The sequence below is a fragment of the Acetobacter estunensis genome, assembly GCF_019083805.1.
Lineage (GTDB): Bacteria > Pseudomonadota > Alphaproteobacteria > Acetobacterales > Acetobacteraceae > Acetobacter > Acetobacter estunensis_A.
This window is the reverse complement of the sequence record NZ_JAHRDV010000002.1, coordinates 245,632-257,377: the sequence shown is the minus strand read 5'-3', so window position 1 is coordinate 257,377 and position 11,746 is coordinate 245,632. Positions and strand designations below refer to the sequence as shown.

The 11,746-nt window shown below is 57.3% G+C and carries 13 protein-coding genes and 2 tRNA genes; 6 read left to right on the top strand and 9 right to left on the bottom strand.

Annotated elements, in window-relative coordinates; translation table 11 throughout:
* Nucleotides 1–96 precede the first annotated feature (96 nt).
* The 4 genes from KUA11_RS03965 to KUA11_RS03950 all read right to left on the bottom strand — a co-directional run bounded on the left by KUA11_RS03965 (nucleotide 97) and on the right by KUA11_RS03950 (nucleotide 2,768).
* Entirely contained in the window at nucleotides 97–1,491 is a 1,395-nt protein-coding gene (locus tag KUA11_RS03965) for an MATE family efflux transporter (RefSeq protein ID WP_217409076.1), read from the bottom strand.
* Between the two features lie 119 nt (nucleotides 1,492–1,610).
* Nucleotides 1,611–1,685: transfer RNA gene (locus KUA11_RS03960), tRNA-Thr, on the bottom strand.
* A 90-nt stretch (nucleotides 1,686–1,775) separates the two neighbouring features.
* Nucleotides 1,776–2,189, bottom strand: a complete 414-nt coding sequence (dksA, locus tag KUA11_RS03955) for an RNA polymerase-binding protein DksA (protein WP_166312790.1) — start codon at nucleotides 2,187–2,189, stop codon at nucleotides 1,776–1,778.
* An 81-nt stretch (nucleotides 2,190–2,270) separates the two neighbouring features.
* Nucleotides 2,271–2,768, bottom strand: a complete 498-nt coding sequence (locus KUA11_RS03950; RefSeq protein WP_217409075.1) for a flagellar assembly protein FliX — start codon at nucleotides 2,766–2,768, stop codon at nucleotides 2,271–2,273.
* Nucleotides 2,769–2,896: 128 nt separating this feature from the next.
* Between KUA11_RS03950 and KUA11_RS03945 the strand changes: the two genes are divergently transcribed.
* Genes KUA11_RS03945 through KUA11_RS03935 form a run of 3 tightly spaced genes read left to right on the top strand, consistent with a single transcriptional unit; the run spans nucleotide 2,897 to nucleotide 4,780 of the window.
* Nucleotides 2,897–4,060 (top strand): flagellar basal body P-ring protein FlgI, encoded by a 1,164-nt coding sequence (locus KUA11_RS03945; protein ID WP_217409074.1) that lies wholly within the window; start codon nucleotides 2,897–2,899, stop codon nucleotides 4,058–4,060.
* A complete protein-coding gene (locus KUA11_RS03940; protein WP_217409073.1) occupies nucleotides 4,057–4,386 on the top strand; it encodes a rod-binding protein in 330 nt (109 codons plus the stop codon). Before KUA11_RS03945 ends, KUA11_RS03940 begins: the two co-directional genes overlap by 4 nt.
* Entirely contained in the window at nucleotides 4,376–4,780 is a 405-nt protein-coding gene (locus KUA11_RS03935; protein ID WP_166312793.1) for a flagellar protein FlgN, read from the top strand. Before KUA11_RS03940 ends, KUA11_RS03935 begins: the two co-directional genes overlap by 11 nt.
* 65 nt (nucleotides 4,781–4,845) lie before the next feature.
* Here KUA11_RS03935 and KUA11_RS03930 read toward each other — a convergent pair whose 3' ends face one another.
* Nucleotides 4,846–5,400, bottom strand: a complete 555-nt coding sequence (locus tag KUA11_RS03930) for a hypothetical protein (protein ID WP_217409072.1) — start codon at nucleotides 5,398–5,400, stop codon at nucleotides 4,846–4,848.
* Between the two features lie 467 nt (nucleotides 5,401–5,867).
* Between KUA11_RS03930 and mtnA the strand changes: the two genes are divergently transcribed.
* Nucleotides 5,868–6,968, top strand: a complete 1,101-nt coding sequence (mtnA, locus tag KUA11_RS03925) for an S-methyl-5-thioribose-1-phosphate isomerase (protein ID WP_217409071.1) — start codon at nucleotides 5,868–5,870, stop codon at nucleotides 6,966–6,968.
* Nucleotides 6,969–7,098: 130 nt separating this feature from the next.
* On the top strand, nucleotides 7,099–8,007 hold the full coding sequence (locus tag KUA11_RS03920; RefSeq protein ID WP_217409070.1) for a DUF2272 domain-containing protein: 909 nt from the start codon (nucleotides 7,099–7,101) through the stop codon (nucleotides 8,005–8,007).
* A gap of 24 nt (nucleotides 8,008–8,031) precedes the next feature.
* Here KUA11_RS03920 and KUA11_RS03915 read toward each other — a convergent pair whose 3' ends face one another.
* Nucleotides 8,032–8,439 (bottom strand): rhodanese-like domain-containing protein, encoded by a 408-nt coding sequence (locus tag KUA11_RS03915; RefSeq protein WP_166312797.1) that lies wholly within the window; start codon nucleotides 8,437–8,439, stop codon nucleotides 8,032–8,034.
* A 136-nt stretch (nucleotides 8,440–8,575) separates the two neighbouring features.
* Between KUA11_RS03915 and KUA11_RS03910 the strand changes: the two genes are divergently transcribed.
* Nucleotides 8,576–9,622: a cysteine synthase A gene (locus KUA11_RS03910; RefSeq protein WP_217409069.1), complete on the top strand. Its 1,047-nt coding sequence runs from the start codon at nucleotides 8,576–8,578 to the stop codon at nucleotides 9,620–9,622.
* A 124-nt stretch (nucleotides 9,623–9,746) separates the two neighbouring features.
* Here the strand turns inward: KUA11_RS03910 and KUA11_RS03905 are convergent, their stop codons facing one another.
* From KUA11_RS03905 to grxB, 3 genes are all read right to left on the bottom strand, one after another.
* Entirely contained in the window at nucleotides 9,747–10,937 is a 1,191-nt protein-coding gene (locus tag KUA11_RS03905; RefSeq protein WP_217409068.1) for a phosphoserine transaminase, read from the bottom strand.
* A 16-nt stretch (nucleotides 10,938–10,953) separates the two neighbouring features.
* Nucleotides 10,954–11,037, bottom strand: a tRNA-Leu gene (locus KUA11_RS03900).
* A 54-nt stretch (nucleotides 11,038–11,091) separates the two neighbouring features.
* Complete coding sequence (gene grxB, locus KUA11_RS03895) at nucleotides 11,092–11,739, bottom strand: glutaredoxin 2 (RefSeq protein ID WP_217409067.1); 648 nt, start codon at nucleotides 11,737–11,739, stop codon at nucleotides 11,092–11,094.
* Nucleotides 11,740–11,746 lie beyond the last annotated feature (7 nt).

Below are 11,746 nucleotides of genomic sequence, written 5' to 3'. Positions count from 1 at the left end.
CCACGATCATTCGATCATGAACACATTATTACCAAACCTTCGAAAGGTCATCCACCATCAGGGGGACCCGCTCCTGCGTGAGCGACAACGGCAGGATCAGTTCAAGGGAAGCAGTGGGCGATGTCGCCATACGACCGCCCAATAGAGTGCAATGCACAGAAAGAGCGCGGAAAAACTGGCCGGGTAGCCCAACCAGACGCCCCATGCGCCATAATGATGGGCGCACCAATAACCAACCGGCAGTTCGACCAGCACCACACATCCCAGCATGATCGACATCGGTGCCATCACATCTCCGCTAGCACGCATGGCGGCACCGAGAATCCCGCCCAGAGCAAGAGGAACGGCGCTCCACATAACCACCTGAAAAGCGTGAGTGGCCAGAGCGATAACAGCGGGATCGGATGTGAAAAGCAGTGAAACGGTAGTGGGAGCGAAGGAAACAGCTAACGCTAGAACGCCCGTCAGCACCAAACCGATCATAAAACCTGTTCGGAGCACAGCACGCGCTCTTTTCTCATTCCGTGCGCCAATCGCGTGCGCCGTCAACACCGAGACCGTGATGCCCACAGCCATCCCAGGATACTCAATGTAGGTGAGGGTCTGCGTAAAAAGCCCATACGCGGCCGTCATGTCCGAGCCAAAACCGTTGATGCGCCCCACCAGCGCAATTTCGGCCAGCCCCATGGTCATGACTTCCACCATGGCCGGCAGTCCCAGTCGCAGAACGGACAGGAAAATCTTTTTTTCAGGCAGCATTTCACGAAGCATCTGCCTTGTGGGCGCCAAAGGATGATCGACGTGCCGGAGTGAGATGCCGACAAAAACAAGAGCCAACACCCATCCTGCAATGGTGGCGGCTGCGGCTCCTCCCAACCCGAAGCCCATTACGAGAAACAGTGGCGTCCCCACGAGAGCAACGGCGATCTGAATGCCCATCATCATAAGTGGGCGCATATTGTCCCCCGCTCCACGCAGGGTGATGGCAGTCGTCACCAGAATGATAAGCGCCGGACTTCCTGCCAGAAGAAAGGCGCAATAGCTGGCCGCATCTGACAGCACGTCATTTGGCACATGCAGCAACAGGAGAATCCTGTGCACCAGAAACTGACCGCCAAGTCCAATCCCTAGTCCCCCGCCCAGAGCAATCCCTAGAGCGGCGGCCGCCGCGGGGCGGGCCCGCTCAGGGTGGCCAGCTCCCCACAACTGTCCCACCAAAACGCTGGCCCCGGTCCCTAGCCCGACGCCGCAGGACACGAGCAGCAACAGAAGCGGATAAAATGTACTGGCCGCCGCGAGGTCGCGCGTTCCCAGCATATGGCCGACATAGGCGTTTCCGATGGTCCCGGCGAGTGACTGGAGGACACAATCCAGCATGACCGGCAGCATGAAGACGAGGAACGGACGCAGAACGGTTTCGTTGGTCCCTTTAGCGGCAAGGCCGATTTCACCGCCCGCACTATCAGATGAAATGCCCGTTTTTCCGCTCACAGCTTCCCCGTTTCTCCGCACCCACACAATCGTTCACACTGTGAAGGCGAACGCTTTCCGCTTTCTGGGAACGAAACAGCTGCGGCGTTTATTTTATTTTCGGGAATCTTGTAAAAGCCTGGTGCTGCTGGCGAGGATTGAACTCGCGACCTCTCCCTTACCAAGGGAGTGCTCTACCACTGAGCTACAGCAGCGTTCGGCGGAGGGCTACCTACAGTTTCATACCGTACTCGGCAACCCCCCGAATCTCTCGCAACGGAAGTTTTTCTTCCACCGTGAGAAAATCAATCGTCGCGGTGAACTTTCTCCATCCGCTCGTGGCGTTCCTGTGCCTCGATCGAGAGCGTCGCAATGGGGCGGGCTTCCAGTCGTTTCAGTCCGATCGGATCGCCCGTTTCCTCACAGTATCCATACGTGCCGTTTTCAATCCGCTGGAGTGCCTGATTGATCTTTCCCACCAGCTTGCGCGCACGGTCGCGTGTCCGCAACTCAAGCGCACGATCTGTTTCCACGCTCGCGCGATCCGTCACGTCGGCTTCATGAATGCCGCCCTCTGACAGGCTGGCAAGAGTTCCTCCCGCCTCCTTGAGGAGTTCCGTGCGCCACCTGACAAGCTTTTGACGGAAATATTCCACCTGCAAGGGGTTCATGAACTCTTCATCATCGGACGGTCTGTAGTCCGGAGGAAGTGTGATCATTAGATTGCGTCTCCGTTCCCCGAGGCAAGCGGCCTCCAACGAATGCGCGGCTTATAGCCGTGCAGAAATGGTGCGCCAAGTTTAAATCGTCTCACGTCCACAGGAGCCTGTTTCTCCGCCTTCCGGCATTTCCTCTCCCAGTGGAGAGATGGAAAAATTTTGCTCGGCAATGCGTCGTCGTGATTTTGCGGCCTCAATGATCGCCCGAACACGAATTGATCGCACAACATTTGAGAGCCCAGAGCCCACCATATCGAACTCTTGGGCGCAGAGCGTTTCGATTTGAGTGAGAATATCGGCCGGAATTCGTCCCTCCAGCAGAGAAACCTGCAACTCGCGCAGCGCCGAGAGCACATCACTTCCCCACGCGACGGCCTCCCTCTCTTGTTCCTCCTGACTCACCGCCCCTGCCTCTTCCTGGAGAGACAGCAAAGCAATGGGTGTCAGACCGGACACCTCGGAAATGGGGGCTTCGGTGTTTTCGGCAGGTAGCGTGAATGGCGAAGGCGCTGTCTGCCGCCGGACACGACGGGACGTCGTAATGCGGGGAGAATAACCAACCGTGCCGATGGGGCTCATTGTCTCTTCATCCTGCCAGCGTGTGTCACTTCACGCAGAAGGAAGTTTCACGCCGAACGTTGAGGAATTGTTTGCTCTTGCCGTGGATAACAATGACGCGAAAACATTGACGAGCGGCAAAGATCGGCATGACATCATTCAATCGCAAGGTATGGGGCACGGGATTGAAAAGGGTTTTCCCTTCATCAATTGCGTGCGGGGCATGCCTGCTTGTCTGTGTATTCCTGCTCGGAATGTCCTCTGCGAATGCCGCACGTGTGCGCGTAAAGGATATCGCCGATTTCGAGGGGGTGCGCACCAATCAGCTCATCGGATACGGACTTGTGGTCGGCCTACACGGGACGGGTGACAAGCTGACGAACGTCCTGTTCACCCGTGAGACTCTCATCAGCATGCTTAACCGTCTGGGGGTGAACATCCGCGACCGGGAGATTCAGCTCCAGACGCACGATGTGGCCGCCGTGATGGTGACGGCCGATCTCCCGCCCTTTGCGCATGGTGGTGGACGCATTGATGTTACGGTTTCAGCTACCGGCGATGCCACGGATCTGACAGGCGGCACGCTTTTGGTTACACCGTTGATGGCTGCCGATGGAGAGGTCTATGCGGTAGCGCAGGGCTCTCTCGCGACCAATGCTTTTGCGGCACGCGGCGCTGCGGCTTCCATCGTGCATAATATTCCCACCAATGGGCACATTGCCAACGGAGCCGTCGTGGAACGCGAAGTACCCGTGGATCTCAGCAACAAGAAATTGCTGCATCTCTCTCTTCGCAACCCTGATTTCACGACAGCAAGCCGCATTGCACGGGCCATCAATTCTGCTCTGGGGGGCACTATGGCGCGCGTTACCGATCCACGGACCGTGGCATTGGATCTGACAGGACGTGACAGCGTTCCGGTCCTCTCGCTGATCGGAGACCTCATGGTTGAACCCGATACACTGGCGAAAGTCGTGGTCGATGACGCCAGCGGTACGATCGTCATTGGAAATGATGTCCGGATCAGTACTGTCGCTATCGCTCAGGGCAACCTCACCATTCAGGTCACGGAAACTCCCATGGTTTCGCAGCCCGGCCCCATGTCGAACGGCACCACCACTGTCGCCCCCCGTACAACCATCAATGTGAATAACGGGAACAATGCCAAGCTCGGCATTCTTCCAAACGGTCCGACATTGAGCAATCTCGTTTCGGGACTCAATGCTTTGGGAGTGGGGCCACGCGATATGATCTCCATTCTGCAGGCCATCAAAGCCGATGGTGCGTTGCAGGCCGATCTGGAAGTACGATGACAGATTCAACCCGCATCACAAGCGCATTGCCTTCGGCAGGCCTCCCACTGTCGAATGATGCAGCCTCATCCAAACCTGTGGACGCGAAAATCTGGAAGACCGCCACCGACTTTGAGTCCATGACCGTCGGTCAGATGCTCCAGCCCATGTTTGACACCATCGATACCTCAAAAGGATCTTTTGGAGGGGGGGTAGGAGAATCCTCGTTCCGCCCCATGCTCACAACCGAAATGGCCAAGCAGATCGAAAAGAAGGGCGGCCTCGGTCTTGCACCTTCGATCTATCGTCAGATGCTTGAAATTCAGGAGAAAAAACGTGACAGATGAAGCGCTGGCGGTCATTCGCGACGTCACGGCACTTCTGGAAGAAGAAAACGTCCATCTTCGAAAAGGAGATGTTCCTGCGGCAGTTGGACTGCTGCGCCAGAAAGAAGCCGTACTGATGCAGCTTGACGCATTGGATATCGATTGCAAACGCGATCCGAACGATAAGGACGCTAACTGCTGCTCGGAGGAACTGCCGGCAGCGTTGGAAAATCTTGAGAACGTTCTTGCTGACAACAGGGTTCTTCTCAAACGCGCTCTGACTGCGCAACGCCACATTGTTGAAATCCTGGCACGTGCCCTTCCCTCTCCCGAGAACCGGACACATTACGGGAAAACAGGAGGATATGTTCCTTCCCGCGGCATTCCAGGCCGCGCTTATCGCAATAATGCCTGAATGCAAGAAACCCCGCCGCAGCGGGGTTTCTCTACACTACCGATTTTCGCAGAAGCTTGTCGTCTTCACTTGCGACGGCTCGTGCGCGTAGCCGTTGTTTTGCGAGGAGCCGCTTTTTTCGGTTTTTCGACAACAGTTGCCTCTTCTGCCGCCTCTTTTTCCGCAGCCAAACGTGCAATTCGCTTCTGGCGACGTGCTTCCTGCGTCTGACGGAGCTTTTCCACGGCCGTCAATTTGACGGGTGCCACCGGTTCCCTCTGTCGTGTGGCGCGCGGGGTGGTTGTGGCGCTTCTGGCCTTGCGGGGAGCGCGCACAGTCTCGGTGACTTTGGGAGCCGCAGGACGGGCTGCAGTAGCCCGACGGGGAGCGGCTGCTTTTTTGGCTGTTGCGACATTTGCTTTGGCAGCAGCTGGTCTGCCCCGTGACGGCGCCTTGCTTGCCAGAACCGTTGCTTTTACGCGAGCCGCCGTTTTAGGAGCCGCGGCAGCTCTTTTGCGTGTCTTTTCCGGTTCAACAGCCGCTTTGGTCGTCTTGGCGCGACGGGTCGAAGCAACGGCGGCCTTGCCCCTGACGGAACTCTTGGCAGCCGGTGTGGGCTTGCTGTCTGCTTTTCTTGCCATGTCTTCCGCTTTCATGGTTCCAGCATCAGAGATAAAATCAAAACCCTGATGCTATGTTTTTATATTTTCCAGAATCAGCTTTCGCAGAGGCTGTTCTTGAAGGTGAGTTCCCGGACATCTTCAGAACGTTCTCGAACAAAGCGCCTATCCGCATATTGTTTTCCAATATAGAGCCGCATCGGATTTTGCAATATCATGATATCTCATCGGAAATACAGAAAACGCATGCACATAGCTCCGGCCGGGCACCAAAAAATCTTATGAAAGAGAGGGGAATGTATTTCATCTTATAATGGAAATAACAGCGACCTTTGAAAGTCGGCCCATCCCGGTTTTGCACGGAATTGAAACATTTCCCTTTGCTCTTGCCCCGCACGCTTTTTCATGTCCATTTTCCACACTGCGAAATTGTCAGTGGATATGTCCGCTTTTCGCCCTTTCCTTATTTTCAGCAGGATGCTCGCTTCATGAAGATCAATGGTGTGTCCTATCGCAGTGTCTGGGTCGATCCGAACGATCACCGCACAATCTGCATCTTTGATCAGACTCGCCTGCCCTTTTCTCTCGATATCCTGCGTCTGACCGAATGTGCTCAGGTGGCCCATGCCATCACAAGCATGCAGGTCAGAGGCGCCCCTCTTATCGGTGCCGTTGCTGCCTATGGTCTGGCGCTTGCGCTGACGAAGGACGCCACTGATGAGGCCATGGAGCGGGATGCTGCGATGCTGGCTTCAACACGTCCCACAGCGATAAATTTGCGCTGGGCTATTGAGCGTATGCTGAAACATCTGCGACCTGTCTCACCACAGAAACGGGTCGAGGCTGCTTATAAGGAAGCGGCCCGCATCTGTGATGAGGATGTCGCCTGCAACGAGGCTATCGGTCGTCATGGCCTCGAACTGATCCGCAAGCTCGCGGCGGAGCGAACATCAGATCGACCGATCAATATCCTGACCCATTGCAATGCTGGCTGGATTGCGACCGTGGACTGGGGCACAGCGCTTGCCCCGATCTACATGGCCCATGACGAAGGGCTGCCAGTGCATGTGTGGGTCGATGAAACGCGCCCCCGCAATCAGGGGGCTGGTCTCACGGCATGGGAACTGGGCAGTCACGGCGTTCCACACACTGTCATTGTGGACAATGCCGGTGGGCATCTGATGCAGCACGGCAAGGTCGATATCGTGATCGTAGGCACGGACCGCGTGACGACACGTGGTGATGTCGCCAACAAGATCGGCACCTACCTCAAGGCGCTTGCCGCACATGACAACGAGGTGCCCTTCTGGGTGGCGCTTCCATCCACTACCATCGACTGGCAGGTCGAGGATGGGCTGCACGACATTCCCATTGAGGAACGTTCCGCAGACGAGGTCACAATGCTGACCGGACAAACCGCATCGGGTGCCATGGAGACCATTCGCATCACGCCGCCCGCCAGCCCTGCCGCTAATCCGGCTTTCGATGTAACGCCCGCGCGTCTTGTGACCGGCCTGATCACCGAGCGCGGACGGTGTAAGGCAACCGCTGAGGGCCTTCTCTCTCTGTTTCCCGAACGACAGGCATGACCACGAGATGTCTTTTCATTGCCTGAAAAGGTTGACAGAAAAGGCAATTCTGACGGCATGATCCGTTCGTTTACCAAAACGGCACCACGTGCCTGAGAATTCGGGGACCGGGCAAAAATCCGGCATTGAGATGAGCAAGATCGTGTCCTGCCGCGCCACAGCCCTTCTTCTGGCGCTTGGGGTGGCTGCCTGTGCCCCGCAGTCTGGCGTAAGCCCGACACCAGCGAGCACTCCCGTCGCCCAGTATCGTACCGGCGAGGGGATCATGGGATACGATCCGCATGTGCCGGATTTTGCTACCCGCAACTTCACACCCTTCAACCGACAGGATGTCGCTGCCATCGCCATGCGTGAGTGGCGCCTCTTTGGCATGCCGGTCGATGATGACGATCCGGAATTGCGCCCGGAACCCACAGTCGCCAGCGTCAAGCCGGAACGCGCGCCGGGATTGTGGCAGCGTGTGGGAGAATACTGGTGGATCGGCCAGGATCCGCAGGAGACGGAATCCTCATGGAGCGGCAAATATGATGCCGATGGCCGCCTTTTCAATTTCGTGCATGACGGACGTTACGCTTGGTCTGCCGCATTTATTTCCTATGTGATGCGGGTGGCGGGCGCGAACGGGCGCTTCCCCTATTCTCCCAATCACTCCACCTACATCAACGCCGCAGCCTCGGGGCAGTCGAGCGGCCTTCGGGCGCATGACCCAGGGCAATATATTCCGAAATTGGGCGATCTCATCTGCACCGGTCGTGGCGGGAGTAAATCGGTTCGCTTTTCTAACCTGCCCACGACCTACGGCTTTCCGGCACACTGCGGAATTGTCGTGGCCACAGGCCAGAATGGACAGCCATTTGGCCACCAGTTGAGCATCATTGGTGGCAACATCGACGATGCCGTTACCCTCACCCATGTGCCCACGGATACTAATGGCGCCATCGCTTCGGCAGACGGTCACAGCTACGACTCACGTTATCCGTGGTGCGCCATTCTTGAAGTGCTCTACGATGCCGACGCCGAACCGGACGCCGGCCTGTAAGAAAAAGCAGTCGAGCGGCAGATGTCAGCTCTGCCGCCAAGGAAGATTGTCCTTTTTCCACCCGGCAACGCTGCCGCGATGCCCCTCTCCATTGAGTGGGCCTTCGAAGCCGTCCGCGACATTGAAAACCGTTTCAAAGCCGCTCTGTAGCGCCATCATCGCAGCGGAACGGCTCCGGGCGCCAGAACGGCAGATGAAATGAAGCGGCTGAGACCCATCAAGACCGACGAGCCGTAGCTCTTCAATGAAGCGCTCGTTAATCAGACCGCCGGGCAGTTGCCAGCTGATGGTATGAATATTGCGGCCCAGCACCGAGAGATCGGGGAGCCCGACGAAATGCCATTCGGCTGGCGTGCGGACGTCAATAAGCTGGGCTGTCGGGTCGGCTTCCATCATTTCCCAGACCGCGCGCGGCTGTATATCTCTGATCATTTTCCGCCAACTCCTTTTTTATCCGGACAGTGCGGCTACATCTTCGAGGTTTGGATTTCGTGAAGTATGAAAGCCGATTGCACGCATGAGCAACACGCGCTAGCCCAAATCACATCAGGATGAAAGGCAGGACACAATGACTTCCACTCCGAGTTCCCGCACCCTTCACGGCTGGACGACCTGCTCGGCCGATATGGCGGGCGCGATTGGCGGCACGCCTCTGATCCGCCTTGCCCGCGCCTCGGAAGCGACCGGGTGCGAGATATTCGGGAAGGCGGAATTCATGAACCCCGGCGGTTCCGTCAAGGATCGCGCCGCACTCGCCATTATTCTGGATGCTGAAAAACGCGGCCTTCTCAAGCCCGGTGGCACGCTTGTGGAAGGCACGGCAGGCAATACGGGTATCGGCCTGACCCTTGTCGCCAACGCGCGGGGCTACAAAAGCGTCATCGTCATGCCGGAGACGCAAAGTCAGGAAAAGATCGATTTCCTGCGTATGATCGGCGCCGATCTGCGTCTGGTTCCCGCCAAGCCGTATCGTGATCCCGGCAACTACGTGCACGTTTCGCGTCGTCTGGCGGAAGAGAATGGCTATGTCTGGGCCAACCAGTTCGACAATCTCGCCAATCGTGAGGGTCATCGTCACAGCACCGCTCCTGAAATCTGGGAGCAGATGGAGGGACGGCTAGATGCTTTTACCTGCGCCTGCGGAACAGGAGGCACGCTTGCGGGTGTTGCGTTTGGTCTTGAGGACAGCGCTCGCGCCGCCGGGACGGAACGTCCCAAAATCGTGCTGGCCGATCCTGAAGGTTCGGGTCTGTATGGATGGGTGAAGTCCAACGACTTGTCGATCAGCGGATCCTCCATCACGGAAGGCATCGGCCAGTCCCGGATCACGGCCAATCTGGAAGGTGCTCCGATCGATGATGCAGAGCGTATTCCTGATCCCGAAGCGCTGGAACAGATCTACAGCCTGTTGATCCATGAAGGCCTGTCTGTGGGCGGCTCCTCAGGAATCAATGTGGCGTCGGCCATCCGTGTGGCGCGCAATCTGGGACCGGGTCATCGGGTCGTGACCATTCTGTGCGATGGTGGAGCACGCTATCAATCCAAGCTGTTCAATCCGGATTTCCTGCGCTCGAAGGATCTCCCCGTTCCATTCTGGCTTGATAAGAAGTCTTAAATAAACACCACAACTATCTGTTTATAAAGTTCTTTTTTAGAAAATCCATTGTGAGATTAATATAAGAAAGGCCCGGCGCACTTCACAGCGCGCCGGGCCTTTCTTCTTCGTTATCGTTCTGACGTCAGACGCCGTATTCGCTCCTGACCTGCGTCTCAGCCCAGTCCAACCACGGCAGAAGCGCTTCAATATCTGCCGTCTCGACAGTAGCGCCTCCCCAGATACGAAGTCCGGCCGGCGCATCCCGATAACTGGCGATGTCGTATGCCACGGCTTCGTCGTGAAGCAGTGAGGCCATTTTCTTCGCGGCCTTTGTCTGGCTCTCAGCGTCGAGCGCTTTGAACCAAGGCGCTACGATCCGCAAACAAATCGCTGTATTCGAGCGAAGCGCGGGATCACGGGCAAGAAACTCTGCCCACTCCGACTTCGCTTCCCATGCCTCGACAGCCGCCAGATTGGCGCGACTGCGTGCAATCAACCCCTTCAAGCCACCAACACTTTCAGCCCAGCGCAGACCATCCAGAGCGTCCTCGACGCACAGCATCGAGGGAGTGTTGATCGTATCGCCGCGGAAAATGCCTTCGTTCAGCTTTCCCTTGGAGGTCAGGCGAAAAACTTTTGGCAGAGGACGCGGCGCTGGCCCGGCTTCAAGTCGCGCAACAGCACGTGGCGACAGTGCCAGCATACCGTGCGCCGCCTCTCCGCCGAGCACCTTCTGCCATGACCACGTCACGACATCGAGCTTCTCCCACGGAAGCTCCATTGCAAACGCGGCGGACGTCGCATCGCAGATGATCAATCCATCATGCTCGGTGGGAATGGCCGCCGTATCGGGCAGTTTCACGCCTGATGTGGTGCCGTTCCATGCCAGAACCACATCACGGAACCAATCCACGGCCTGAAGGTCGGGCAGTTCGCCATAATTGGCCTTGAGAACACGCGCATCCAGACCAAGCTGGGCGGTGATATCGTTGGCCCATGTCGCGGAAAAACTCTCGAACGCCAACACATCCACGGGACGTGTGCCAAGCAGCGACCACAACACCATCTCGACTGCACCGGTGTCGGAGCCCGGCACAATCCCGAGCCGCCAGCCTTCGGGCAGACCGAGGATGGCAGCGGAACGCTCAATCACTTCGCCAAGTTTGGCGCGTCCCTCGGTTGACCGGTGAGAACGTCCCAACAGCGCTCCGGACAGCGCTTCGAGTGACCAGCCCGGCCGCTTCGCGCAAGGGCCAGACGAAAAATCGGGATTGGCGGGACGTGTCTGCGGCTTGCTCACGCGCGAAGGCGCGACGTCTGCATTGAGGGTCATCTGTCTTCCGGAATACTGGTGCGAGAGGGGGGATTCGAACCCCCATGCCTTGCGGCGGTCGATTTTGAGTCGACTACGTCTACCGTTCCGTCACTCTCGCGACTGTCGTTCTCCTACCAGCATCTGCGGCCTTGGGAAAGATGCGAAGATACGCTCATGCAGCTTGTGCATCCATCAAAGGAACATTGGACAGACGTGACATCATCTGGCGGTAGGCTTCCACCTCTGGGGGATACACCACACCTTCAACGACCGAGAGACTGTGCAGGACGGCAAACAGATGGATGTCGTCCGTGGACAAGGTACCGTTCACGGCATCCGGTGAACGAATGAGCGACACCAATGAAGGCAGCTGGTTGTTCAGTTCTGCCAGTTGTTCGGTGCCGGATTCGAGATAAGGCGCAAACATGCCGGTCGAAGCTTCCTTCTTGCGCACGAAATACGCTCGCGCGCCGGTCGTCTCAAACTCCGGAAACGGCGCACAGGCCACGCGCGGCAACATCAGCCGATAAAGCGGGCCGCTGACGGAAGATATCCATGCTGCGATTGCCGGGTTGGTTTCACCCACCAACGCGGGCTCTCCCATCGCATCGACATGCGCCACGATGTCCATGCTTTCACCCATGAAGCGCCCATCTTCCTCAAGGATCGGCAACAATTTCCGGCCGATCATACGGATCGGGTCCGCTTCATTGTCATTGAGCAGCCAGACAAGCTCCACGGGCACATCCTTGAGCCCAAAGATCATCCGCGCTTTCACGCAGAAAGGACAGTGTTCATAAATGTAGAGTCTGCGCGTCATCGTTGGT

Excerpts from the sequence above, each read along its gene's own strand:
- KUA11_RS03905 (WP_217409068.1), bottom strand. The coding sequence starts at position 10,937 with ATGACCCTCAATGCAGACGTCGCGCCTTCGCGCGTGAGCAAGCCGCAG.
- KUA11_RS03910 (WP_217409069.1), top strand. The coding sequence starts at position 8,576 with ATGACTTCCACTCCGAGTTCCCGCACCCTTCACGGCTGGACGACCTGC.
- KUA11_RS03940 (WP_217409073.1), top strand. The coding sequence starts at position 4,057 with ATGACAGATTCAACCCGCATCACAAGCGCATTGCCTTCGGCAGGCCTC.
- KUA11_RS03915 (WP_166312797.1), bottom strand. The coding sequence starts at position 8,439 with ATGATCAGAGATATACAGCCGCGCGCGGTCTGGGAAATGATGGAAGCC.
- dksA (WP_166312790.1), bottom strand. The coding sequence starts at position 2,189 with ATGATCACACTTCCTCCGGACTACAGACCGTCCGATGATGAAGAGTTC.
- KUA11_RS03930 (WP_217409072.1), bottom strand. The coding sequence starts at position 5,400 with ATGGCAAGAAAAGCAGACAGCAAGCCCACACCGGCTGCCAAGAGTTCC.
- mtnA (WP_217409071.1), top strand. The coding sequence starts at position 5,868 with ATGAAGATCAATGGTGTGTCCTATCGCAGTGTCTGGGTCGATCCGAAC.
- grxB (WP_217409067.1), bottom strand. The coding sequence starts at position 11,739 with ATGACGCGCAGACTCTACATTTATGAACACTGTCCTTTCTGCGTGAAA.
- KUA11_RS03945 (WP_217409074.1), top strand. The coding sequence starts at position 2,897 with ATGACATCATTCAATCGCAAGGTATGGGGCACGGGATTGAAAAGGGTT.
- KUA11_RS03950 (WP_217409075.1), bottom strand. The coding sequence starts at position 2,768 with ATGAGCCCCATCGGCACGGTTGGTTATTCTCCCCGCATTACGACGTCC.
- KUA11_RS03920 (WP_217409070.1), top strand. The coding sequence starts at position 7,099 with ATGAGCAAGATCGTGTCCTGCCGCGCCACAGCCCTTCTTCTGGCGCTT.